17 protein-coding genes are annotated in these 24347 nt (G+C 71.5%); 12 read left to right on the forward strand and 5 right to left on the reverse strand.

Annotation, left to right across the window (positions count from 1 at the left end):
* The 3 genes from FFS51_RS13385 to FFS51_RS13395 all read left to right on the forward strand — a co-directional run.
* Nucleotides 1-421, forward strand: a 421-nt coding sequence (locus tag FFS51_RS13385) for an AAA family ATPase (protein ID WP_502704733.1), incomplete at its 5' end; no start/stop codon positions are given.
* A complete protein-coding gene (gene prpB / locus FFS51_RS13390) occupies nt 421-1320 on the forward strand; it encodes a methylisocitrate lyase (RefSeq protein ID WP_045245790.1) in 900 nt (299 codons plus the stop codon). The genes FFS51_RS13385 and prpB, both read left to right, overlap by 1 nt.
* Before the next feature lie 19 nt (nt 1321-1339).
* Nucleotides 1340-2512, forward strand: a complete 1173-nt coding sequence (locus FFS51_RS13395; protein ID WP_137878635.1) for a bifunctional 2-methylcitrate synthase/citrate synthase — start codon at nt 1340-1342, stop codon at nt 2510-2512.
* Between the two features lie 55 nt (nt 2513-2567).
* Here the strand turns inward: FFS51_RS13395 and FFS51_RS13400 are convergent, their stop codons facing one another.
* Nucleotides 2568-5090 carry a fibronectin type III domain-containing protein gene (locus FFS51_RS13400; RefSeq protein ID WP_137878636.1) on the reverse strand — a complete coding sequence of 841 codons (2523 nt, stop codon included), beginning with the start codon at nt 5088-5090 and terminating at the stop codon, nt 2568-2570.
* Nucleotides 5091-5423: 333 nt separating this feature from the next.
* On the opposite strand from FFS51_RS13400, the gene FFS51_RS13405 reads away from it, so the two are divergent.
* The 4 genes from FFS51_RS13405 to FFS51_RS13420 all read left to right on the forward strand — a co-directional run bounded on the left by FFS51_RS13405 (nt 5424) and on the right by FFS51_RS13420 (nt 9817).
* Nucleotides 5424-6200, forward strand: coding sequence for an enoyl-CoA hydratase-related protein (locus FFS51_RS13405; protein ID WP_045245788.1), 777 nt, complete (start codon nt 5424-5426; stop codon nt 6198-6200).
* A gap of 61 nt (nt 6201-6261) precedes the next feature.
* Complete coding sequence (locus FFS51_RS13410; protein WP_137878637.1) at nt 6262-7038, forward strand: electron transfer flavoprotein subunit beta/FixA family protein; 777 nt, start codon at nt 6262-6264, stop codon at nt 7036-7038.
* Between the two features lie 11 nt (nt 7039-7049).
* Nucleotides 7050-8021: an electron transfer flavoprotein subunit alpha/FixB family protein gene (locus FFS51_RS13415; protein ID WP_137878638.1), complete on the forward strand. Its 972-nt coding sequence runs from the start codon at nt 7050-7052 to the stop codon at nt 8019-8021.
* A 2-nt stretch (nt 8022-8023) separates the two neighbouring features.
* Nucleotides 8024-9817, forward strand: a complete 1794-nt coding sequence (locus tag FFS51_RS13420; protein ID WP_137878639.1) for a cytochrome b/b6 domain-containing protein — start codon at nt 8024-8026, stop codon at nt 9815-9817.
* 6 nt (nt 9818-9823) lie between these two features.
* Here the strand turns inward: FFS51_RS13420 and cofE are convergent, their stop codons facing one another.
* A complete protein-coding gene (gene cofE, locus FFS51_RS13425) occupies nt 9824-10585 on the reverse strand; it encodes a coenzyme F420-0:L-glutamate ligase (RefSeq protein WP_045246042.1) in 762 nt (253 codons plus the stop codon).
* Between the two features lie 6 nt (nt 10586-10591).
* On the reverse strand, nt 10592-11098 hold the full coding sequence (locus tag FFS51_RS13430) for a GNAT family N-acetyltransferase (RefSeq protein ID WP_056209822.1): 507 nt from the start codon (nt 11096-11098) through the stop codon (nt 10592-10594).
* A gap of 118 nt (nt 11099-11216) precedes the next feature.
* Here FFS51_RS13430 and FFS51_RS13435 point away from each other — a divergent pair, with 118 nt between their 5' ends.
* The gene (locus FFS51_RS13435; RefSeq protein WP_045246038.1) at nt 11217-11783 is read left to right on the forward strand and encodes an acyl-CoA thioesterase; all 567 of its coding nucleotides are present in this window, start codon (nt 11217-11219) and stop codon (nt 11781-11783) included.
* Here the strand turns inward: FFS51_RS13435 and FFS51_RS13440 are convergent, their stop codons facing one another.
* A complete protein-coding gene (locus FFS51_RS13440; RefSeq protein WP_137878640.1) occupies nt 11784-12707 on the reverse strand; it encodes a LysR family transcriptional regulator in 924 nt (307 codons plus the stop codon).
* Between the two features lie 129 nt (nt 12708-12836).
* Here FFS51_RS13440 and FFS51_RS13445 point away from each other — a divergent pair, with 129 nt between their 5' ends.
* Complete coding sequence (locus tag FFS51_RS13445) at nt 12837-16481, forward strand: proline dehydrogenase family protein (protein WP_137878641.1); 3645 nt, start codon at nt 12837-12839, stop codon at nt 16479-16481.
* Nucleotides 16482-16770: 289 nt separating this feature from the next.
* Here the strand turns inward: FFS51_RS13445 and FFS51_RS13450 are convergent, their stop codons facing one another.
* On the reverse strand, nt 16771-18876 hold the full coding sequence (locus FFS51_RS13450; protein WP_082483231.1) for an MDR family MFS transporter: 2106 nt from the start codon (nt 18874-18876) through the stop codon (nt 16771-16773).
* 355 nt (nt 18877-19231) lie between these two features.
* On the opposite strand from FFS51_RS13450, the gene ddaH reads away from it, so the two are divergent.
* The 3 genes from ddaH (at nt 19232) to FFS51_RS13465 (ending at nt 24347) form a co-directional block, all read left to right on the forward strand.
* A complete protein-coding gene (gene ddaH, locus FFS51_RS13455) occupies nt 19232-20089 on the forward strand; it encodes a dimethylargininase (RefSeq protein WP_056209824.1) in 858 nt (285 codons plus the stop codon).
* Complete coding sequence (rocD, locus tag FFS51_RS13460; protein WP_137878642.1) at nt 20086-21306, forward strand: ornithine--oxo-acid transaminase; 1221 nt, start codon at nt 20086-20088, stop codon at nt 21304-21306. The genes ddaH and rocD overlap by 4 nt, the downstream gene beginning before the upstream one ends.
* A 185-nt stretch (nt 21307-21491) precedes the next feature.
* Complete coding sequence (locus FFS51_RS13465) at nt 21492-24347, forward strand: aminotransferase (RefSeq protein ID WP_137878643.1); 2856 nt, start codon at nt 21492-21494, stop codon at nt 24345-24347.

The following is a 24347-nucleotide window of genomic DNA, read 5'->3' on the forward strand; positions in this document are numbered from 1 at the left end:
GGGCTCGGCCACGCGGGTCCACGAGGGCAGCCTCAACCCGATCGTCCAGGCGGGGGTCATCACCGAGATGGCCCAGCTCGCCCGAACGGTGCACGTCGAGCCCACCATCAGCGACTACGTCGCCCGACTCGTCGACGGCACGCGCACCGCCCAAGAGGTCCGCCTCGGCGTGAGCGTGCGCGGTGCACTGGCCCTCGTCCGCTCGGCCAAGACCTACGCGGCGTCCCTCGGCCGCCACTACGTGATCCCGGACGACGTCAAGTCGCTCGCCGAGCCCGTGCTCGCCCCCGACGAGATCGAGCGCTTCCTCGACCTCGCCGAGCGCCTGCCCGAGCTGACCCCGGCCGAGGTGCGCGAGCTGTCGATCGTCGCGGCCCCCGGCGTGCTCGCCTCCGCCCCCGCCCCGAAGGGAGTCTTCTGATGCTGTACAGCCAGACCCCCGCCGCCGAGAAGCGGCGCCTGTTCCGCGAGCGGCTGGCCACCGGCGAGCTGCTGCGGTTCCCGGGCGCGTTCAACCCGCTCTCGGCCCGGCTCATCGAGCGCAAGGGCTTCGAGGGCGTCTACATCTCGGGTGCGGTGCTCTCCGCTGACCTCGGGCTTCCCGACATCGGTCTCACGACCCTCACCGAGGTCGCCGGCCGCGGCCAGCAGATCGCCCGCATGACCGAGCTGCCGGCGATCATCGACGCCGACACCGGCTTCGGCGAGCCCATGAACGTGGCCCGCACGATCCAGACCCTCGAGGACGCCGGCATCGCCGGCACCCACATCGAGGACCAGATCAACCCGAAGCGGTGCGGTCACCTCGACGGCAAGGCGGTCGTCGACCAGGACACCGCGATCAAGCGCATCCGCGCGGCATCCGATGCCCGTCGTGACCCGAACTTCCTCATCATGGCGCGCACCGACATCCGTGCCGTCGAGGGGCTCCATGCCGCGATCGACCGCGCCAAGGCGCTCGTCGACGCCGGGGCCGACGCGATCTTCCCCGAGGCGATGCGCGACCTCGGCGAGTTCGAGGCGGTGCGCAACGCCGTCGACGTGCCGATCCTCGCCAACATGACCGAGTTCGGCAAGAGCGACCTGTTCAGCGTCGACCAGCTGCGGGACGTGGGAGTGAACATCGTCATCTGGCCGGTGTCGCTGCTGCGCATCGCCATGGGTGCCGCGGGCCGTGCGCTCGACACCCTCGTCGACGACGGCCACCTCACGTCGAAGCTCGGCGAGATGCAGCATCGCGCCGACCTCTACGACCTGGTGGACTACGAGGAGTACAACCACTTCGACACCTCGGTGTTCAACTTCCAGATCACCCGCTGACGTCCGCGAAGGAGCAGACATGTCCGAGATCGAGATCAAGAAGGGCCTCGCCGGGGTCACGGTCGACTACACCGCGATCAGCAAGGTCAACCCCGACACCAACAGCCTGCTGTACCGCGGCTACCCGGTGCAGGAGCTCGCGGCGACCCAGTCGTTCGAGTCCGTCGCCCTGCTGCTGTGGAACGGCGATCTGCCGGATGCCGCGGCCCTCGCCGCATTCGAGGGGTTCGAGCGCACGCACCGCGGGCTCGACGCCGACGTGAAGACGGTGATCGACCTGCTGCCGCTCGAGTCCCACCCGATGGACGTCGTGCGCACAGCGGTGTCGGTCCTCGGTGCGCAGGATGCCGCGGCATCCGACAACTCGCCCGCCGCCGACCTCGCCAAGGCGCAGCTGCTGTTCGCGAAGATCCCCGCGATCGTCGCCTACGACCAGCGCCGCCGCCGCGGTCAGCAGCCGGTGCCGCCGCGGGACGACCTCGGCTACGCGGCGAACTTCCTGTGGATGACGTTCGGCGAAGAGCCGGCCGACATCGTCGTCGAGGCGTTCAACGTGTCGATGATCCTGTACGCGGAGCACTCGTTCAACGCCTCGACCTTCACCTCACGGGTGATCACGTCGACCACCTCCGACCTCTATTCGGCGGTCGTCGGTGCGATCGGTGCGCTCAAGGGCGCCCTGCACGGCGGGGCCAATGAGGCCGTCATGCACATCTTCGACGAGGTCGGCACGGCAGACAACGTCGGCCCGTGGCTCGACGAGGCCCTCGCCGCGAAGCGCAAGATCATGGGCTTCGGGCACCGGGTCTACAAGAAGGGCGACTCGCGGGTGCCGACCATGAAGGCCGCCCTCGACGACCTCGTGGAGTACTACGACGCCCGTGACCTCGCCGCGCTCTACGACACTCTCGAGAGCGAGTTCGTGGCCCGCAAGGGCATCTACCCGAACCTCGACTACCCGTCGGGTCCGGCCTATCACCTCATCGGTTTCGACACCCTCACCTTCACGCCGCTGTTCGTCGCGGCGCGCATCGTGGGCTGGACGGCTCACATCATCGAGCAGACCGCCGCCAACGCGCTCATCCGTCCGCTCTCGGCCTACAACGGTCCCGACGAGCGGCACATCGTCGGGTATGTGGCCTCGGCGGCCGACCGTGCGGCGGCGAGCCGCGAGGCGGAGTCCGCCGACTGACGTGGACATGACGAGGGGGGTGGATGCCGCGGCATCCACCCCCCTCGTCATGTCATCAGTGCGCTCGTCGCCGGCGCGTCATCAACAGCAGCACGGCGCCGCCGAGCAGCGCTGCCCCGGCGAGGACGAGCAGCCCCGAGAGGTCCGGAGCGCCGGTGCGCGAGAGCGTCGCGGCCGGGTCGGCGATGGTGATGCCCTGGGACAGCGTCACCGCGGTGCCGTCGGCCGAGGTTCCCGTCACGATCACCGTGTGCGACCCCGTCACGCCCGAGGGGAGCGCGGTCGTGAGCGTCGCGACACCGGTGGACGAGACCGTGACGGTACCGAGCACGATGGGGTTCGAGTGCAGCACGAACGTCGCATCGGTTCCGGGCAGCAGCCCGGACGCGGTGAAGGTCTGGTCGCTGCCCGTCGTCACCGGGCCCGAGGGAACGGTGAGCGCCGACGCCGGTGCGGTGGTGACGACGATCGACACCACCACGGGGACCGCGTGGCTGTAGGCCGCGTCACCCGCTTGGATCAGCCCGACCACACAGGTGCCCGGAGTGAGGAGGCTGATGGTGAGTCCGCTGACGGAGCACGCTCCGGGGTCGCCGGCGTCGCCCAGCTCCGCCGTCACCGGGAGACCCGAGGTGGCGGTGGCCGCGAGGGTCACGGACGTCCCGGTGTACCCCGACTCCGGTGCGCCGACGACCGAGATCGTCTGCGAGCCGTGCGGCGTGAGCCGCCCGCGGTAGAACACGGACGCTCCGTTGCCCGCCGACGTCACCGGGACGACGGCGACGGTGTAGGCCGTGCCGTTGACGAGGCCCGTGATCGTGCACGGCGACCCTGCGCAGCTGATCGTGACGGGTGCCGTGCCGCCGCGAGCGGTCACCGAGTACGACAGGATCGGCGCGCCGCCGGTGTTCACCGGAGGAGCGAACGCGATGCTCACGGTCGTGTCGCCGGACCAGCCCTCGCTCAACCGCACGGCGTCGGAGGCGACGGCCGTGATCGAGAACGTCTGATCCACCTCGGGAGCAGGCGCCGTCGCGTCATCGCCGTCCTGGTGCGCGGCGATGGTGCAGTCGCCCGCGCTCACGGGAGTCAGTCCGCCCGCACGGGTCACCGTGCACACGTCCGGGGTGAGTGTCGTGAACGTCACCGGAAGGTCCGAGGTGGCTCGAGCCATGAGATTGGCCGTCATCGTGAACGGAAGGCTGCCCGGGTTCGCGAACTCGATCGTCTGCGTGGCGAGCGGAGTCACGGTTCCTTCGTATTGCGCGGCGGGGCCGGTGTTCAGCTCGTTCTGGGCGGCGACCGAGACCTCGTAGGCGGATCCGTTCACGAGCCCGCTGACGGTGCACGGGGACGCATCGCATTCCTGGGAGCGCTGGCCCGCGGAGACGAGGTATCCGACGATCGGGCTGCCGCCGGTCTCGGTCGGCGGAGTGAACGACACCGTGACGGACCCCGACGCCGTGGTCACCGAGGTGATGGTCGGGGCGCCCGGCGTGCCCGGGTCCACCTGGAAGCTGCGCTCGACCGTCGTCGCCGGAAGGAACGCGTCGTTACCGGCCTGGTCCGCGTCGATCGTGCACGTGCCGTTCGCGTGGAACGTCGTGACGCCCGAGAGGGTGACGGTGCAGACGGCGTCCGTGGTGCTGGAGAAGGTCACCGGCAGATCGGAGTCCGACGTGGCCACCGCCGTGAACGGGGTGCCGTAGGTCTGGGTCTCCGGCTGCGCGAAAGTGATCGACTGCTCAGCCGCCGGTGTGACCGACGACGAGGCGCTCGAGGCGGGACTCGTGCCTGCGAGGTTCGAGGCAGTGACGGTGAACGTGTACGGTGTGCCGTTGGTCAGCCCGCTCACCGTGCAGGGGGAGCTGGTGCATCCGACACTCGTCAATCCTCCGGGCGAGGACGTCACTGTGTACGCCGTGATCGGAAGCCCGCCCGTGTTCGCGGGCGCGTGGAAGGAGACAGTCGCGGACGCATCGCCGGCTGTCGCGCTGACGTTCGTCGGCGCGACAGGCGCCGACGGCACCTGGGCGACTGCGACGTCGTCGACGCGCACGTAGGTCGATGCCCCCGAGGCGGACAGCACAATGCGCGGCGTGCCGCTGGCGGCGGTCGTGAAGTTGACCATGCTGAAGCTCCACCCGGGAGCGTAGGTGTCCTCGCTCGTCTTCTTGACGGCGTACTGCGTGCCTCCGACGACCCCGTCGACGTAGGCGTCGAAGGTGCCGGAACTGTCCGGGATGGACTCCGGAGTCACAACACCGCCGTACCACCAGACGCCGAACTGGTAGGTGCTCGACGGCTGCAGGTGGGGCAGCGACTGCGTGACCGTGTCGGGGTCGTTCCCGCCCGCCGGTTGGAAGACGAGCACCCCGCTGCCCGAATGCGGGAGCTCGGTCGTCGGGCCGAGCGTGAGCGCCGGCTCCGATCCGTCGCCGAAGGTGACTCCCCATCCCGGCACGATCTCGTCGCCGACGGGCGCCTGTTCGAAGCCGCAGTTGTCGACGAGATTGGGCGGCAACGCCGTGCAATCCCGGTACGGCGCCGCGTTCTGCGCCAGTGCGGGCGCGGCCACGATGGGCGCCGCCGCGATCAGAGAGCCAGTAGCGCGCCGAGCGCGACGACCGAGCCCATGACACTCTTGCGAGTCATGAGTTCCACCCCTTTGTGCGGCCCCCGCCGCGCTCTTTCGCGACCCCCGTCGCGAACGGACAAGCTGATGCCCAACAACCGCCCCACGCGATCGCGCCGATCATAGGGGCTTGCGCTATCAGTTCGTTCACAGGTTTCGGAGACCCGATTCCGCACCATCTCATCGATGGCTCATCGGCGCTCGCCATCCCACGTTCGGCGCGGCAGGATCGAAGGTGCGCGCACCGATGAGGGTGCCCCGCAGACGGGAGGACCCATGGCCGAGTACGAGACGATCCTGGTGGAGCGCCGGGGGCGCGTCGGGTGGATCACCCTGAACCGCCCGCAGGCGCTCAACGCGCTGAACGCCCGGCTCGCGAGCGAGCTGGGGGCCGCGGCATCCGATTTCGACGCCGACGAGGAGATCGGATGCATCGTCATCACCGGCTCCGAGCGGGCCTTCGCCGCCGGCGCCGACATCAAGGAGATGGCCGACAAGACGCCGCTGGAGATGGAGCAGGGGAACCCCTTCGCGGGACTCGAGCGCCTCTCGCAGCTGCGCACCCCGCTCGTCGCGGCGGTCGCGGGCTTCGCCCTCGGCGGCGGGTGCGAGCTCGCGATGACGTGCGACATCATCCTCGCGGCCGACACCGCCCGCTTCGGGCAGCCTGAGATCAACCTGGGCGTGATTCCGGGCCTCGGCGGCACGCAGCGGCTGCCGCGCGCGGTCGGCGCGTACAAGGCGGCCGATCTCGTGCTCACGGCGCGCACGATCGACGCGGTCGAGGCGGAACGTGCGGGCCTCGCCTCCCGGGTCGTTCCCGCCGCCGAGCTGCTCGAGGTGGCTCAGACGGTCGCCGACGAGATCGCGGCGAAGTCGCTGCCGGTCGTCTACGCAGCGAAGGAGGCGCTGCGCGTCGCGCGCGAGTCGACCTTGACCGAGGGACTGCGGTTCGAGCGCCGGGTGTTCGTCTCGCTGTTCGGGCTTGAGGACCAGAAGGAGGGCATGGCCGCCTTCCGCGAGAAGCGTGCGCCCGAGTTCCATCATCGGTGAGACTCAGTGTCATCGTTCGCCGTGATTCCGTTAGACTCTGCGATGGCGTAAGGAGTGCCCCGTGAAGATCGTCGTGCTGGTCAAAGAAGTCCCCGACACCTACGGTGACCGCAAGCTGTCTCTCGAGACCGGGCTCGCGGATCGCGCCGCGAGCGATGCGGTCATCGACGAGATCGGTGAGCGTGCCCTCGAGGTCGCGCTGAGCTACGCCGACAAGAACCCGGGCACCGAGGTCGTCGTGCTCTCGGTCACCCCCGAGTCGGCCACCGCGTCGGTGCGCAAGGCCCTCGCGATGGGGGCGGCGTCGGCCGTGCAGGTCGTCGATGAGGCCCTGCTCGGCGCAGACCTCGGCCTCACCGCCGAGGTGCTCGCCGCCGCCGTGCGCAAGGCGGGCTTCGACCTCGTCATCGCCGGAAACCAGTCGACCGACGGCTCGGGCGGTGTCATCGCCTCGATGCTCGGCGAGCTGCTCGACGTGCCGGCGGCCACCAGCCTCAGCACGGTCGAGATCGGCGACGGCGTCGTCACCGGCGAGCGGGCGATCGACGGCGCGACCACCACGGTCTCGGCGACCCTGCCCGCCGTCATCTCCATCACCGAGCGCCTGCCCGACGCCCGTTTCCCGAACTTCAAGGGCATCATGGCGGCCAAGAAGAAGCCGTACGAGACCTGGAGCCTCGCGGACCTCGACGTCGACGCGACGGATGCCGCGGCATCCCGATCGATCGTCATCGCGATCTCGGAGAAGCCGGCCCGCGTGGCCGGGACCAAGATCGTCGACGAGGGCGACGCCGGCACCAAGCTCGCCGAATACCTGATCTCGAACCGACTGGCCTGAGGAAGACGACGATGACCGACTTCGCGCCCGACACCATCCTCGTGCTGCTCGACGTGACCCCGTCGGGGCAGCTCGCCAGCTCGTCCGCCGGACTCCTCGGCGCCGCCGCCCAGGTCGGCACTCCCGTCGCCCTCGTCGTGCACGAGAACGCCGAACTGGCAGCGGATGCCGCGGCTCTCGGGGCGACCGCCGTGCTCTCCGTGCCGACCACCCCCGACACCGTCGGGGTGCAGGTGGCCGACGCGCTCGCCGCCGCCGCGGCGCTCGTGCAGCCCGACGCCGTGCTCGTCTCCCACTCCCTCGACGGCCGCGACGCCGCCGCCCGCTTCGCCGCCCGCACCCGCTCGGCGCTCGCCGTCGACGCGGTCGGCGTGTCGCGCGACGCCGAGGGCGTCGTCGCCCACCACTCCGTCTACGGCGGCGCATACAACGTCGACTCGGCCGCCACGTTCGGCGCGCCGGTCATCACGGTGCGGCAGGGGGCGATCGACGCGCGCGCCGAGGCGCGGACCTTCCAGAGCGTCGCGCTCGAGGTCGCCGCATCGGGTAGGGCCGCGGCATCCGTCACCGCCGTCGAGCCGGCGCAGGCCACCTCGAGCCGGCCCGAGCTGCGCGGCGCCGCCAAGGTCGTCTCGGGCGGCCGGGGCATCGGCTCGGGCGAGAACTTCGCGCTCGTCGACCAGCTCGCCGATGTGCTGGGCGCGGCGGTCGGCGCCTCCCGCGCGGCCGTCGATGCCGGCTACGTGCCCCAGTCGTACCAGGTCGGCCAGACCGGGGTGTCGGTCTCGCCGCAGCTGTACATCGCGCTCGGCATCTCCGGGGCGATCCAGCACAAGGCCGGTATGCAGACCGCGAAGACGATCATCGCGATCAATAGGGACGGCGACGCCCCGATCTTCGACATCGCCGATTTCGGTATCGTCGGCGACGTGTTCACGGTCGTGCCCCAGCTGATCAGCGCCCTCGAGGCGCGGAAGGCCTGAGCGTGGCGACCTACGCTCGCACGGTGCGCCGCGGGCTGCCGCGCACGCCCGGTGGCGACCCCTGGCCGCCCGCGGGCGAGGCCCCGATCGACGCGGCCGTCGCGGTGACGGATGCCGCGGCCCCCTCGGTCGCGGCGGTCGCCGCCGTGCCGGCCGCGGAGGCGCGAGCCGTAACTCCGGAGAATTCGCCGTCTGCTGGGCTGCCGACCGCCTCCGACCCGATTTCTCCGGAGATCGCGCACGGTGCCCCGGCTGCCGCCGTCCCCGCCGCCGGCGCTGCCCCCGCGGCGTCGGCTGCCGCATCGGCGCCCGCCGCGGCCGGCCCGGCTCGCGCCCTGCGCCGCGGCCTGCCGCGCACGCCGGGCGGGGAGCCGTGGCCCCCTGCGGGCGCGGCCCCGATCGCCGCGGCGACGACCGATGCCGCCGAGGTCCCTGTCGCGGCATCGCCTTCGGTCGGTGACGTGACGGTTCCCGCGCCGGTGGCCGCCGTCGCGCCGACCGGTCACACCGCCGCATCCCCGAGCGCCGCCACCACCCGCGCCGCCGCTGCGAGCGACGTGCCTCTGCGCCGCGGACTCCCGCGCGTCGCCGGCGGAGACCCGTGGCCGCCCGCGGGCTTCGCCCCGGGTGCACCGGTCGCCGCGGCATCCGACCCGACCGCAACTCCGGAGATTGCGGCTGTGGCGTCGTCCGCAGGCCCCGCGGCGGTCGATTCTCCGGAGATCGCGCACACCGCTCCCGCAGCCCTCGCTCCCGCAGCCCTCGCCCCCGCAGCCCCGACCGCCCCCGACTCGATCGCCGCGCGGGTCGCCGCCGGTCCGCTGCCCTTCACCCCCACGGTGTTCCCGGGACGCTACGCGTTCGAGCGTCCCGCGCCGAAGCCGGAGCCGCGTCGCATCGGTCCGTTCACCGCCGGTCAGTGGGTCGGCGCGGCGATCGTCACGGTCGTGGGTCTGCTGTTCGCGGGCGCGATGGTCGTGTTCGCGGTGCGCTGGCTGCTGAGCCTCGACGCACTGCGCGACTGGGTCGCCACCTACCCCGGCGAATACCACCTGCCGGTGGGCGCACCGGTCGGCTTCCCCGCGTGGGTCGGCTGGCAGCACTTCTTCAACGTGTTCCTGATGGTGCTGATCATCCGCTCGGGGCTGCAGGTACGGCACCAGAAGAAGCCGCCGGCGTTCTGGAGCCCGCGCTGGAACCCGAAGCGGAAGATCAGCATCGCGCTGTGGCTGCACCAGTCGCTGGACATCCTGTGGCTCGTCAACGGACTCGTGTTCGTCGTGCTCCTGTTCGTCACCGGCCAGTGGCTGCGCATCGTGCCGACCAGCTGGGAGGTGTTCCCGAACGCCGTCACCGCGGTGCTCAAGTACATCTCGCTCGACTGGCCGACCGAGGACGGCTGGGTCAACTACAACTCGATCCAGCAGCTGACCTACTTCGCGACCGTGTTCCTCGCTGCGCCCCTCGCGGCGATCACGGGCGTGCGCATGAGCGGCATCTGGCCGAAGAACGCGACGCGACTGAACAAGAGCTACCCGGTCGAGTGGGCCCGCAAGGTGCACTTCCCCGTGATGATCTACTTCGTGCTGTTCATCGTCGTGCACGTGACGCTGGTGTTCGCGACCGGGGCGCTGCGCAACCTGAACCACATGTACGCGGGCGGCGACGAGGTCAACTGGGTCGGCTTCTCGATCTTCGCGGTCTCGATGCTCGTGATCGTCGGTGCGTGGGTCGCGGCGCGGCCCCTCGTGCTGGCGCCGATCGCGAAGCTGTTCGGGTCGGTCAGCTCGCGCTGAGCGCGCTCAGGAAATGACGGATGCCGCGCCCGCGGCATATCCGTCGGCGTAGGCCTCGTCCGCTCCCAGCCGGAAGAAGTCCCGCTCCGGCGGCCGGACGATCGAGCGCGCTCCCGGAAGGTCGAGCGCACCGACGAGGTCCGCGCGCCCGCGCACGACCGCGACGGGAAGCCGCGTGGCCTTGCCCTTGACGAGGTCGGCGGCGCCGCACAGCTCGTCGGCCACGCACGGCTGCGTCACGACGAGCGGGCGGCCCTCGGCGTCGACGCCGCCGCGGAGATCCTCGAACACCTGCACGCCACCGGCGCCGATCGCATGGTCCGTCTGCCCCTCGCGCCAGGCGCGCCCGAGCGTGTCGGAGACGAGCACCCCCACCTCGACCCCGAGCGCGGCCCGCAGCCCCGCGGCGAGGCGGCGGGCCGAGGCATCCGGATCAACCGGCAGCAGCAGCACCGTGCCCTCGGGGGTGTTCGACGCGTCGACGCCGGCCGCGGCTGAGACGATGCCCAGCCGATTCTCGACGATGCGCGTCGTGTGGCCGCTGGGGGCGGTGCGGCTGGCGACGAGGCGCACCGTCTCCGCGGTGATGGCGTCCTCGCGGTCGTCGGCGAGGACGAACCGTCCCTCGGCCTTCGACACGATCTTCGACGTCACGACGAGGATGTCCCCATCGCGCAGCTGATCGGATGCCGCCGCCCCGATGAGCGCGACGAGGTCGTCGCCCGCACCGATCTCGGGAAGCCCGGGCAGCGCCCAGATCTGCAGCACGTCGGGTCAGCGCACGAAGCGCACCTCGGTGAGCGTCTCACCGAGGAAGGGCTCCGTGTGGGTGTCACCGTCGAGGTGGAACCCGTTGCGCTCGTAGAAGCGGTGCGCGCGGGGGTTGTCGGAGGCCACCCAGAGGTAGAGCGGCTCGCCCTCGTCGACGGCGGCGTCGAACAGCTGCTGGCCGATGCCGGTTCCCTGCCATGCGCTCAGCAGGTAGATGAAATAGAGCTCGCGCTCACGGGGGGCGTCGCGGTCGCGTGCCGGGCCGGAGCCCACGAAGCCCACGATCTCGCCGTCGACGAGGGCCGCGCTCATGCGGAACTCGGGGCCCTGCGCGGCCCAGTGGGTCCACAGTTCGGCAAGGCGGCGGGGGGAGACCTTCTCGAGAGCGGCTTTGCTGATGAGGTGGTCGTACGTCTCGTGCCAGCAGGTGGCGTGCACGCGTCCCAGGGCTTCGGCATCGACGTCGCGCACGGGGCGGACGATCAGATCGATCTGCAGATCGGCGTTCATGGCCAGACTCTAACCGGCCGCGGCGGGGCCGCGAAATCGGCTGTGCATGCCGCACGAACCTGTAGGCATCCGACAACGGAATGCGTGCTGACATCCACGATCAGTACGATCCACGGTCGTGAACGTGATCTGGCGCACCCTGCTCGTGCTGTTCGTCGCTCGGCGTCGTCTGCGTCGTGACGGCGTCATCGCCGACGCCTCGTTCGTGGGCCGTGTGCGGCTCACGACCCTCCCCACCGACCTCGACCTCGTGGGGCACATGAACAACGGACGGTACCTGTCGTTGTTCGACCTCGGCCGGTTCGACCTCATCATGCGCTCGGGTCTGTGGGATCTCATGCGCGCTCGCGGCTGGTACCCGGTCGTGGCGAGCTCGACGATCACCCACCGTAAGTCACTGCACCTGTGGCAGCGCTTCGACATCGAGTCGAAGGTGATCTCCGCCGACGACAAGGCGATCTATCTCGAGCACCGCGCGGTGGTGCGCGGCGAGATCTACGCCCGACTGTTCGTGCGCTCCCGCTTCGTGCGACGAGCCGGCGGGGTGCTGCCCACCTCCGAGGTGTTCGAGGCCATGGGCATCGACCCGGCGACCGTGCCCGCCCCCGAGGCGTGGCTCAGCGAGTGGGCGCTCGACGTGGCGCTGCCGCCGACGAAGGCCCCCGCACCGAGCGTCTGGGGCTGATCAGGCGGATGCCCCGCCCCGCCCGCCGCCCGCGACCGCGGAGGTGCGCGCGGTGAGGGCGTCGGCGAGCGCATCGACGACGGCGCCCACGCGCCGACGCGTCCCCGAGGCCGCGCGGGTGGCGACGAACACCTCGCGCGTCGGTGCGTCGGGAAGGGTGATCGTGCGTACGGGAGGCCGCGCCCCGGCCCAGACGAGGTCGGGCAGCATGGCGACCGCACGGCCCGCGGCGACGAGTCCGACATGGGCGGTGAGGTCGGGCAGGGCGTAGCGCACGTCCGGTTCGAAGCCCGCCGCCCGACACTGCTGCACCGCCCACTGCCGCGCGGCGGTGCCCTCCGGCTCCAGCACCCACGGCCGGTCGGCGAGGTCGCGCAGTCCCCGTGCCCGGTCGCCGCGCGGGACAGCGAGACGGATCGGGTCGCGACCGAGGATGCGACGGGTCAGCCCGTCGCGGTGGGCGCGGGTGTGGCCGGGGTACTGCTCGGCCACGACGAGGTCGAAGCGTCGGGCGGACAGCTCGAACAAGCCCTCCTCGGGCGGGACGGCGGCCGCCTCGAGGCGCAGGTCGGGCTCGCGCGCAGCGAGGAGCGCGAGGGCGTCGGGCAGCAGGGCGAGGGCCGCCGTCTGCATGAGTGCCACCCGCACGGGCGCCGCGCCCGGACGCAGCGCCTCCAGTTCGCCGCGCACGCGTTCGTCTTCGTCGAGGGCTCGTTCGGCGTACGCCGCGAGCAGCTCGCCGTGCTCGGTGAGGCGGAGGCGCCGGCCGTCGGCGACGAACAGGGGCACCGCGGCATCCTTCTCGAGCTGGTTGAGCTGCTGCGAGATCGTCGACGGGCTGTACGACAGCGCCTCGGCCACGGCGGCGAGGGTGCCGCGCAGCGCGAACTCGTGCAGCATGCGCAGGCGCCGGAGTTCGAACATGGCATCCATTCGATAGGACCGATGTGTATTGATCATAAACAGTCGCTTTTCTCGAAGGATGCGTGCCGCCACCCTGGGATCACGGGTCACGAGTGGCAGGGTGGAAGGGACGGAAGCGTGGTGCGGCAGATGACGGATGCGGTCGGGACGGAACTGAGCGGGCAGGCGGTCGAGCTCGCGCACCGGTGGGTGCGGGAAGCGGCGGCGGCCGACGTCGATCCGGCGGCGGAACGCCTCGCCGGAGTGCTGCGGGACCCGAACGGACTGCCCTTCACGATCGGCTTCGTCGACGGCGTCATGCGTCCCGAGAGCCTGGCGGCCGCGGCATCCCATCTGTCGCGAATCGCCCCCCTGGTGCCCGACTTCCTGCCCTGGTACCTCCGCAGCGCGGTGCGCACAGGCGGCGCCCTCGCCCCCGTGGCGCCCGCTGCCGTCGTGCCGATCGCGCGGCGCGTGCTGCGCGACATGGTCGGCCACCTCATCGTCGACGCGCGCGCCGAGAAGCTCGGCCCCGCCCTCGCGGCCCTCCGCGCCGACGGCGCCCGCCTCAACCTCAACCTGCTCGGTGAGGCCGTGCTCGGCGAGCACGAGGCGCTGCGGCGACTCGAGGGCATCCACGAGCTGATCCGCCGCCCCGACGTCGACTACGTGTCGGTGAAGGTCTCCGCGATCGCCAGCCACATCTCGATGTGGGCATTCGACGAGACCGTCGACCTCGTCGTCGAACGCCTCCTGCCCCTCTACGTCAGTGCCGCCACCGACGGCACGTTCATCAACCTCGACATGGAGGAGTACCGCGACCTGGACCTCACGATCGCGGTGTTCACTCGCATCCTCGAGGATCCACGTCTGGCCGGACTCGAGGCGGGCATCGTGCTGCAGGCCTACCTGCCCGACGCGCTGCCCGCGCTGCAGCAGCTGACCGCGTGGGCGGGAGAGCGGGTCGCCGCGGGTGGCGCGCACATCAAGGTGCGGCTCGTGAAGGGCGCGAACCTGGCCATGGAGAAGGTCGACGCCGTGCTGCACGGTTGGCCGCAGGCGCCCTACGAGACGAAGCTCGACACCGACGCGAACTACCTGCGCTGCCTCGACTGGGCGCTCACCCCCGCACACGCCGACGCGGTGCGCCTCGGTGTCGCCGGGCACAACCTCTTCGACGTCGCCTACGCATGGCTGCTCGCCGGCGAACGCGGCGTGCGCGACGCGATCGAGATCGAAATGCTGCTCGGCATGGCGCAGGGCCAGGTGCAGGCGGTCACCCGCGAGGTCGGTCATGTGCTGCTGTATGTGCCGGTCGTGCGCCCCGACGAGTTCGACGTCGCCATCAGCTACCTCGTGCGCCGCCTCGAAGAGAACGCGTCGAGCGAGAACTTCCTCTCCGCCGCGTTCGAGCTCGCCGACGACGAGAGCCTCTGGGTGCGCGAGCGCGACAGGTTCCTCGCGGCGCTCGAGAGGTCGACGGATGCCTCGCTGCGCACCGGTGCCGCGCGCACCCAGCAGCGCGGCGACGCGCCCGCATCCGGTGACCCGTCGATCCTTCGCGAACCCGCTCCGCCGCTCGGCTCCGCCGGTCTCACCCAGGCGGTGCTGGGCATCGCCCACGACGGCGCCGAGAACGTGCGCGGCTTCGGCGGAGCCGACCTGGTCGAGACCGCGGTGTTCTCGCTCAAAGAGAGCGGCGAGCATGCGGTCGGCGCCCCCGGGTTCCGTAACGCGGCCGACACCGACCCCGCGCTGCCGCAGAACCGCGACTGGGCGCGGCAGATCTTCGCGCGCATCGGCGTCTCGCACGTCGGCGACGTGACCCTGCGCGCCGCGCGGATCGACGACCGCGCACGCCTCGAGGATGCGATCGCCCGCGCCCGGAAGGCGGGCATCGCCTGGGGGTCGGTGCCCGCCGCCGACCGCGCGGTCGTGCTGCAGCAGGCCGCACGCGCCCTCGAGGCCCGTCGCGCCGAGCTCATCGAAGTCGCCGCGGACGAGACCGGGAAGGTGTTCGCAGAGGCCGACGTGGAGGTCAGCGAGGCGGTCGACTTCGCGAACTACTACGCCGCCACCGCCCGTGAGCTCGACGCCGTGCCCGGTGCGGTGTTCGAGCCGGTCGGTCTCACCGTCGTCGCCCCGCCGTGGAACTTCCCGCTCGCGATCCCGGCGGGCGGCGTGCTCGCCGCGCTCGCCGCCGGGTCCGGCGTCATCTTCAAGCCCGCCCCTCAGGCGCGGCGCTGTGCTGCCGTCATCGTCGAGGCGCTGGCGACCATCGGCCTCCCCGACGGCCTCGTCACCCTCGTCGACATCGACGAGGGTGAGCTGGGCGAGGCCCTCATCACCCACCCCGCGGTGGACCGCGTCATCCTCACCGGCTCGTGGGAGACCGCGGCGCTGTTCCGCTCGTGGCGTCCCGACCTTCCCCTTCTCGCGGAGACGAGCGGCAAGAACGCGATGATCGTCACCGCGACAGCGGACCTCGACCTGGCGGCATCCGATCTGGTCAAGAGCGCCTTCGGGCACGCCGGTCAGAAGTGCTCGGCGGCGTCGCTCGCGATCCTCGTCGGGTCGGTGGGCCGGTCGGAGCGCTTCGCCCGGCAGATCGTCGATGCCGCCCGCTCGCTGCGCGTCGGCACCCCCGCCGACCCCCGCACCGAGATCGGCCCCGTCGTCGAGATGCCGCAGGGCAAGCTGAAGTGGGCGCTCACCGAGCTCGAGCCGGGACAGCGCTGGCTGCTCGAGCCGCAGGAGCTCGACGCCGTGCCCGAGCTGGCCGGGCGGCTGTGGTCGCCGGGCATCCGCACCGGTGTGGCGCCGGGGTCGCGGTTCCATCGCGAGGAGTTCTTCGGCCCCGTGCTCGGCATCATGCACGCCGCGACCCTCGGCGAGGCGATCGCCCTGCAGAACGCCGTCGACTACGGGCTGACCGCGGGCCTGTACACGCAGAGTCCCGAGGAGCTCGGCATCTGGCTCGACCACGTGCAGGCCGGCAACCTCTACGTGAACCGCGGCACGACGGGTGCGATCGTGCAGCGTCAGCCGTTCGGCGGCTGGAAGCGCTCGTCGGTCGGCGCGGGCGCCAAAGCCGGCGGCCCGAACCACCTCGTCGGCCTCGGCGGCTGGCGGGCATCGACCGGCACCGCGTCGGGCACCCTGCACCTGCGCGGGCTCGACTCGCGCATCACCGCGCTCATCGAGGCGTCCCAGTCGTCGCTCGACTACCCGCGCTTCGACTGGCTGCGCCGTGCCGCTCTGTCCGACGCGATCGAGTGGGATCGGGAGTTCGGCCAGGTTCGGGATGTCTCGCACCTCGGCATCGAGCGAAACCTGCTGCGCTACCGGCCGGTCGAGGTCGGCCTTCGCGCCACCGCGGGCGCCGAACTGCAACAGGTGCTCCGCGTCTCGATCGCCGCGATCCGGGCCGCGGGTGCGACCGTGCTGTCGGTCGCGGCCGGCCTCCCGCCCGCCGTGCGACGGGGACTCGTGGAGGCGGGCATCACCGTGTTCGTCGAGAGCGACGACGAGTGGACGGCGCGCATCGTGGGCGGGCCGGAGGCCGCGGCATCCCGGCCACCGAGGGTGCGCCTGATCGGTCCCCGTGCGGAGACCGCGGTGCTGCACACCGCACTCGCGCGGGCCGTCGGCGGCGACCCCGATCTCGCGATCTACGCCGCAGACGTGACGACCGCGGGGCGGCTCGAGCTGCTGCCGTTCCTGCACGAGCAGGCCATCGCGATCACCGCGCACCGCTTCGGCAACCCCGACGACTGGTCGCAGGCGGTCATCTGACCGCGGTGCCGGTCGGCCGAGCGGCGCTCGGGTCGTGCGACCGCGTGCGCAAGGTCGGATCTTTTCGCGGACACGCCGGTGGGGGCGCTGCCGGGCGGCGTGCCGGGTAGGAGTTCCGACCTTGCGCGAGGCGTACGGCTATCGGAGGCGGCTGCTCCCATCTGCGTGCGATGGCAGGCGGTGGCGGGCGGCGATGGCTCGCTGCCGTCGTCGCCTGCGGCCCGACGCGCGCTGCCCGAAACGCCGGTGGGGGCGGATGCCGCGGCATCCGCCCCCACCGGCGTCAGGGTCAGTCCTGGTGCGTCTCGCGGTACTCGCGGCGCGTCATGCCGGGCTCGACGTCCTCCTCGGCGTCGCCGGCCGGCTCCTCGTCGCGGGCCGTCGGGCCGACGAGCGCGCCCGCCTCGGCGGCGGCGAGGGCCGCTTCGGCCTCGAGGGAGGCCGCATCCTTCTCGGCATGCCGCTGCTCGTCGTGGGCCTCCTGCAGCGCCGACTTCTGGCGCAGCGGCGGCGTGCGGAAGAACAGCGTCAGCACGAACGCGATGAGCACCACGAACATGGCGACCCAGTACACGAGCACGGTCGACTGGTTGAACGCGGTCAGCAGCGGCTTCGACAGACGCGGGTCGGCGCCGTTGAGGAACGCGGTGTCGTCCATCGTCGAGTTGTCGAACGACGATCCCGACGACGAGCTGGCGTTGTCGATGATCGTCGGCACGATCGTGTCGACGAACGACTGGCGGGCGGTGGCGTCCGAGAAGTCGAGCGTCACGGTGCCGTCGGAGGCCACCTTCGCGACCGGCAGCTCCTGCTGGATCTGCGCGGCGGCGGAGGTGATCGCCTGCGCCTGGGCGGCGGCGGTCGCCTGCGCCTGTGCGGAGGCGGGGATGGCGCCGGCGGCGACCTGCTGCGCGACGACGGACGCCGCCGCGGCCTTGGCCTGATTCACTCCGTCCTGCGCCTGGGTCAGCGCACCGTCGGTCACCTTCGAGACGATCGGGTCGTAGACCTTCGTCATGATGCCCTGGTTCTCGGGAGCCTGCGCGACCGTCGGGTCGAGCGCGGCGTCGAGCGCGGCGGTCAGCGTCGCCTTGTCGGTGAAGTTGGTCTGCAGGTTCGCCGGCATGACCGTGAACAGCAGCGACAGCAGCACGGCGGTGCCGAGGGTTCCACCGATCTGGCGGAAGAACGTCGACGCCGACGTCGCCACACCCATGTCGCGCAGGCCGACCGAGTTCTGCGACGCGATCGTGAGCGTCTGCATCAGCTGGCCGAGGCCGAGGCCGATCAGCAGCATGGATCCCGCGATCTGCCAGTACGACGTGTCGTACTTCATGAGCGTCAGCGTGAAGAAGCCCGCCGCCATGAAGAACGTGCCGATGGTCGGGAAGATGCGGTAGCGACCGGTGCGGGAGATGATCTGGCCGCTCGCGATCGAGGAGATCATGAGGCCGAGGATCATCGGCAGCAGCTGGAAACCGCTCTCGGTCGGCGAGGAGCCGAGCACGAGCTGCAGATAGAGCGGCAGGGTCAGCATCGCGCCGAACATGCCGAAGCCGACGAAGACGCCGATCACGGTCGCCATCGAGAAGGTCGACGAGCGGAAGAGCTTCAGCGGGATGAGCGCGTCATCCTTCATGATGCTCTCGACGATGATGAAGGCGATGATGCCGAGGCCGCCGACCACGTAGCAGGCGATCGAGATGGGCGAGCTCCAACCCCAGTCGCGACCCTGCTCGGCCACGAGCAGCAGCGGCACGAGCGCGATGATGACGGTGGCCGCACCGAACCAGTCGATGCGCACCGAATGCCGCGGCTGGCGGGGGATGTGCAGGAAGCGCATCACGATCGCGAGGGCGATGATGCCGATCGGCACGTTGATGAGGAACACCCAGCGCCATCCGGCGATGAACAGGATCTCGGATGCCCCGGCGAACAGTCCGCCCACGAGCGGGCCGATGACCGACGAGATGCCGAAGACGGCGAGGAAGTAGCCCTGGTACTTCGCGCGCTCACGGGGCGCGAGGATGTCGCCCATGATCGCGAGCGGCATCGACATGAGGCCACCGGCGCCGAGTCCCTGGATCGCGCGGAATGCAGCCAGCTCGATCATCGACGACGAGAAGCTCGCCGCGACGGATCCGATGATGAAGACCACGATCGCGAAGATGAACAGCGGCCGGCGGCCGAAGATGTCGGACAGCTTGCCGTAGATGGGCGTTGCGATCGTCGACAGGATCAGGTAGGCGGTGGTCACCCACGCCTGCTGGCTGAGCCCGTTCAGGTCGTCGCCGATCGTGCGGATCGCGGTTCCCACGATCGTCTGGTCGAGAGCGGACAGGAACATTCCGGCCATGAGCCCGAAGATCACGAAGAGGATCTGCCGGTGGGTCATCACCGGGTTGCTCTTGGTGACCGGGCTCTTCACAGCGACGTCAGTCATGTTTCCTCAGGGGAGAGAAGGGAAGTGGGGTGCAACGGCCGAAGAGATCGGGCGGGCGCGTCAGTGGCGCCCGATTCGTTGTGTCAGGTCAACGATCATACGCGTAACATCCGCACCTCCACGACCGGCATAGCGAACTCACGGGGAACGACGCAAGAGCTGGATGCCGCGGCATCCGCTCTTCTCGCACCGATACTGCGCCACCGCCCGGCTCCGTGAGACAATGCGGGTGGCGTGCCCGGAACGTCGGCTTCTTGCTCCGCCGGGCCTCTGGACAGCGTCCGCCGCCCCCCTCACAAGGAGCACAATGACGCACCCGACCGGTTCCACCCGCATCGCCCAGCACCGCACCTACCTGATGTGCAAGCCCACCCATTTCACGGTGAGCTACCGCATCAACCCGTGGATGGAGCCCGCCAACCCCACCGACACGCAGCTCGCCGTCGACCAGTGGCAGGCGCTCTACGACACCTACCTCGACCTCGGTCACGAGGTGCAGCTCATCGACCCGGTCGAGGGACTGCCCGACATGGTCTACACCGCCAACGGCGGCTTCGTGATCGACGGTGTCGCCTACGGCCCGAAGTTCCGCTTCGCCGAGCGCGCCGGCGAGGAGCAGCCGTTCATGACCTGGTTCCGCGAGAACGGCCTCACTGTCGTCGAGCCGCGCGAGACGAACGAGGGCGAGGGCGACTTCCTGCTGGCGGGAGACATCATCCTCGCCGGCACTGGCTTCCGCTCCACCGGTGACAGCCACCGCGAGGTCGCCGAGGTGTTCGACCGCGAGGTCGTCTCGCTGACCCTCACCGACCCGCGGTTCTACCACCTCGACACGGCGATCTCGGTGCTCGACCCGGTGCAGGGTCCGGGCGGCGTCGAGCGCGCGAACATCGCCTACCTGCCCACCGCGTTCGACGCGGCATCCCGTGCGACCCTGCAGCGCCTCTTCCCCGAGGCGATCGAGGTGTCGGATGCCGACGGTGCGGTCTTCGGCCTGAACTCCGCCTCCGACGGTCGCAACGTGTTCATCTCTCCGCGGGCGACCGGCTTCGAGGCGCAGCTGCGCGAGCGCGGCTACAACCCGGTGCTCGTCGACCTGTCCGAGCTGCTGCTCGGCGGCGGCGGCATCAAGTGCTGCACCCTCGAGATCCGGAGGAGCGCATGAGCGACCTCACGACCGACGCGCTGACCGCGGGCTACATCGCCCACGAGGACGAGTACCTCGCCCACAACTACCACCCGCTGCCGGTGGTCGTCGCCCGTGCTGAGGGCTCCTGGGTGACGGATGTCGAGGGCCGCCGCTACCTCGACCTGCTCTCCGCCTACTCGGCCGTCAACTTCGGACACCTGCACCCGGCGATCACCGCCGCCCTCACCGAGCAGCTCTCACGGGTCGCGCTCACGAGCCGGGCGTTCCACAACGACCAGCTCGGCGCGTTCGCCGCGGCCCTCGCCGAGCTGTGCGGCAAGGATCTCGTGCTGCCGATGAACACGGGCGCCGAGGCCGTCGAGACGGGCATCAAGGTCGCCCGCGCCTGGGCGTACCGGGTGAAGGGCGTGCCGGCGGGCGCGGCCGAGATCATCGTCGCGCACGACAACTTCCACGGCCGCACGACCACGATCGTCGGGTTCTCCACCGACGAGTCGGCCCGGGATGGCTTCGGGCCGTTCACCCCCGGCTTCGTGGGCGTGCCGTACGGCGACGCGGCGGCGATCGATGCGGCGATCGGCGAGAACACCGCCGCCGTGCTGATCGAGCCGATCCAGGGCGAGGCGGGGGTCATCCTCCCGCCCGAGGGCTACCTGCGGGCGGTGCGGGAGATCTGTACCCGCCGGGGCGTGCTGTTCATCGCCGACGAGATCCAGTCGGGCCTCGGCCGGGTCGGCACCACCTTCGCCTGCGATCGCGAGGACGTGGTGCCCGACGTGTACCTGCTCGGCAAGGCGCTGGGAGGCGGCATCCTGCCCGTCTCCGCCGTCGTCGCCGACCGTGACGTGCTCGGGGTCATCCGCCCCGGTGAGCACGGCTCGACCTTCGGAGGCAACCCGCTCGCGGCGGCCGTGGGCCTGCGGGTCGTCGAGATGCTGGCGTCGGGAGAGTTCCAGCAGCGCGCGCTCGCACTCGGCGAGCACCTGCGCGCCCGGCTCGACGACCTCATCGGGCACGGCGTCGTCGCGGTCCGCAGCGCCGGGCTCTGGGCCGGCATCGACATCGATCCCGTCGTCGGCACCGGACGCGAGATCGCCGAGCGCCTGCTCGCGCGCGGCGTGCTCGTGAAGGACACGCACGGCCAGACCATCCGCATCGCGCCGCCGCTCGTCGTGCGTGCGACCGAGCTCGACTGGGCCATCGAACAGCTGAAGGTCGTGCTCGCGGGCTGAGCCCGCACCGCCGTGCGGGGCGGCGGCCGTGCGGCCCGGGCGCCCCTCGCCCGGGCGCCGCGGTCATGCTCTCCGCCGGCCGCAGCGTGGCATCGGCACCGTGCCGACCACCGCCGCGCTGCACGCGCGCCTTGCCGACGCGCCGCGGCATCCGATATACGGATGACGGACGAGAGGATCGCACCATGACCGTCGATGCGACTGCGGGCGCCCGCCCCGAGGTCTCCGCCGCCGAGGCGGCCGCCGTCGCCCGCGAGCTGTGGGGGCTCGACGGCGAGGTGCGCGAGCTCGGCAGCCAGCAGGATCGCAACTATCGGGTGGATGCCGCATCCGCCCGTGTCGTCGTGAAGATCGCGCATGCGGCGACCGACCGCCGCGACCTCGAGGCCCAGCACGAGGCGCTCCGGCTGCTGCGCCGGGCGGGGCTGCGGGTGCCGTCCGCGGTGGCGGCGCGGGACGGCGAGCACATCGTGCCCGTCGGCTTCGCCGGAGGACCTCACCTCGTGCGCGTGCTCGAGTACGTCGACGGCGAACCGCTCATCGAGGTGGCCGCCTACGCCGAGGCCGAGGCCGCTCTCGTCGGCGACACCGCCGGGCGCGTCGCCGCGGCGCTCGCAGCGCTCGACGTCGAGCCGGCGGCGCACGCGTCGCAGTGGGACATCCGCGAGGGTGCCCGGGTCGTCGACGACCTGATCGACGCGGTCACTGACCCCGGCCGCCGGGCGCTGGTGCGCGCGGCGACCGACAGCGCCGCCGCCCGCGTCGCGGCGCTCGCCGACCTGCTGCCCGCGCAGCCCATTCACGCCGACGTCACCGACGACAACCTCGTGCGGGACTCCGACGGCCGGGTCGGGGTCATCGACTTCGGCGACCTCATGGTCACGTGGCGCGTGGCCGAGCTCGTCGCGGCATCCGCCTGCGCCTACATGCGCGACGAGCCCGACGCGTTGTTCCTCGCGACCGTGCGCGGATTCGCCGCCCACGTCGCCCTCACCGACGCCGAACTCGACGCGCTCTGGCCGCTCGTCGTGCTGCGCTGCGCCGTGCTCGTCGTCAGCGGCGAGCACCAGGTCGCCCTCGACGGCGACAACGACTACGCCGACGAGCGCCGCGGCGCAGAGTGGCGCGCGTTCGCCGCGGCGGCGGCGCGCGACGCGGGCGAGATGGCGTACCTCGTCCGCGCGGTTGCGCGCGGGCTCGACGATCCCCGAGCGGATGCCACGGCCACCCTGCTGCCCGCGGGGATCGCCGCGGCATCCGTCGATCTCTCCGTCACGAGCGACGCGCTGGCAGCCGGGGACTGGCTCGTACCGGGAATCGAGGAGCGCGTGCTGCGCGCCGCTGGTGGGCTGGCGCACACGCGCTGGGGCGAGTTCCGGCTGACGCGCACGCGGCTGCTCACCCCACGCGGTGGGGCGGCGACCCTGGCGCTGGGTGTCGATCTCGTGGCTCCCGAGGGCTGCACGCTCGCCGCCCCGTTCGCGGGACGTGTCGTCGCGACCCGCACCGGGCTGGCGCTGCACGGCGACGACGCCACCCTCTGGGTGGACGGGGTCGCACCGTTCGTCCTCGGCGAGGTCGCGCCGGGTGCCCGGCTCGGCGACGCATCCCGGGGGGACGTCGTGCACGTGCAGCTCGGGCCCGCCGACGATCGCCGTCCGCCCGCGTGCGTCACCCCGCGGCTCGCGGACCTCTGGCGCCGCATCAGCCCCGACCCGTCGCGCGTGCTCGGGGTGGCGGCATCCGCGCCGGTCATCGCGCCCGCCGACACTCTCGCCCGCCGCGACGCTCACGTCGCCGCAGCGCAGGAGCACTACTACTCCCGCCCGCCGCAGATCGAACGCGGCTGGCGCGAGCACCTCATCGACACCGAGGCGCAGACCTACGTCGACGTCGTCAACAACGTCACGATCGCGGGCCACGCCCACCCCGGCGTCGTCGATGCCGCCGCGCGGCAGTGGACGCTGCTGAACACGAACTCGCGCTTCCACTACGCGGCGATCGCCGAGCTGTCCGAGCGTCTCGCCGCCCTCGCGCCCGCCGGGCTCGACCGGGTGTTCCTCGTCAACAGCGGCAGCGAAGCGGTCGATCTCGCGCTGCGGCTCGCGTTCACCGCCACCGGGCGCGGACGGATCCTCGCGGCGCGAGAGGCGTACCACGGGTGGACGATCGGCTCCGACGCCGTCTCGACCTCGATCGGCGACAACCCGCGCGCCCTCGAGACGCGACCCGACTGGGTCGAACTGCTCGACGCCCCCAACCCGGTGCGCGGCACGTATCGCGGGCGAGGATCGGCGGCCGCCTATCTCGCCGACGTCGACGCCCGCCTCGACGCGCTCGGCGCCGACGGACGCGCACAGCTCGCCGGGGTCGTGATCGAGCCGATCTTCGGCAACGGTGGCGGCGTGCTGCTGCCCGACGGCTACCTCGCGGGCCTCTACGAACGGGTGCGGGCGCTCGGCGGGGTGTGCATCTCCGACGAGGTGCAGGTGGGCTACGGGCGGCTCGGCGCGCACTTCTGGGGTTTCGAGCAGCAGGGCGCCGTGCCCGACGTGATCGCGGTGGCGAAGGCCATGGGCAACGGCCAGCCGCTCGGGGCTGTCATCACGACCGCCGCGATCGCCGAGGCGTTCGAGCAGGAGGGCAGCTTCTTCTCCTCCGCCGGCGGCAGTCCGGTGAGTGCGCGGGTCGGCGTCGCCGTGCTCGATGCGCTCCGCGACGACGACCTGCAGGGCAACGCGCAGCGGGTCGGCGCGCTGTTCGGTGACGCGCTGCGGGCCCTGGGGACGCGGCATCCGTCGATCGGTGCGGTGCACGGCATGGGCCTCTACCTCGGCGTCGAACTCGTCGTCGACGCCGACCTGACTCCCGCCCCCGAGCTCGCGCGGCGCGTGTGTGACCTGCTGCTCGACGACGGATGCATCGTGCAGCCCACCGGCGACCACAAGAACGTGCTGAAGATCAAGCCGCCGCTGTGCATCACGGCCGAGTCGGTCGCGTGGGTGGTCGCCGCGCTCGACCGCGCCCTCGCCGCCGCGTAG

It is taken from the genome of Microbacterium sp. 4NA327F11, assembly GCF_005503465.1.
Classification (GTDB): Bacteria; Actinomycetota; Actinomycetes; order Actinomycetales; family Microbacteriaceae; genus Microbacterium; species Microbacterium ginsengisoli.

Excerpts from the sequence above, each read along its gene's own strand:
- FFS51_RS13405 (WP_045245788.1), top strand. The coding sequence starts at position 5,424 with ATGGCCGAGTACGAGACGATCCTGGTGGAGCGCCGGGGGCGCGTCGGG.
- rocD (WP_137878642.1), top strand. The coding sequence starts at position 20,086 with ATGAGCGACCTCACGACCGACGCGCTGACCGCGGGCTACATCGCCCAC.
- FFS51_RS13445 (WP_137878641.1), top strand. The coding sequence starts at position 12,837 with ATGACGGATGCGGTCGGGACGGAACTGAGCGGGCAGGCGGTCGAGCTC.
- FFS51_RS13465 (WP_137878643.1), top strand. The coding sequence starts at position 21,492 with ATGACCGTCGATGCGACTGCGGGCGCCCGCCCCGAGGTCTCCGCCGCC.
- FFS51_RS13395 (WP_137878635.1), top strand. The coding sequence starts at position 1,340 with ATGTCCGAGATCGAGATCAAGAAGGGCCTCGCCGGGGTCACGGTCGAC.
- FFS51_RS13440 (WP_137878640.1), bottom strand. The coding sequence starts at position 12,707 with ATGTTCGAACTCCGGCGCCTGCGCATGCTGCACGAGTTCGCGCTGCGC.
- ddaH (WP_056209824.1), top strand. The coding sequence starts at position 19,232 with ATGACGCACCCGACCGGTTCCACCCGCATCGCCCAGCACCGCACCTAC.
- FFS51_RS13430 (WP_056209822.1), bottom strand. The coding sequence starts at position 11,098 with ATGAACGCCGATCTGCAGATCGATCTGATCGTCCGCCCCGTGCGCGAC.
- FFS51_RS13415 (WP_137878638.1), top strand. The coding sequence starts at position 7,050 with ATGACCGACTTCGCGCCCGACACCATCCTCGTGCTGCTCGACGTGACC.
- prpB (WP_045245790.1), top strand. The coding sequence starts at position 421 with ATGCTGTACAGCCAGACCCCCGCCGCCGAGAAGCGGCGCCTGTTCCGC.
- FFS51_RS13450 (WP_082483231.1), bottom strand. The coding sequence starts at position 18,876 with ATGACCCACCGGCAGATCCTCTTCGTGATCTTCGGGCTCATGGCCGGA.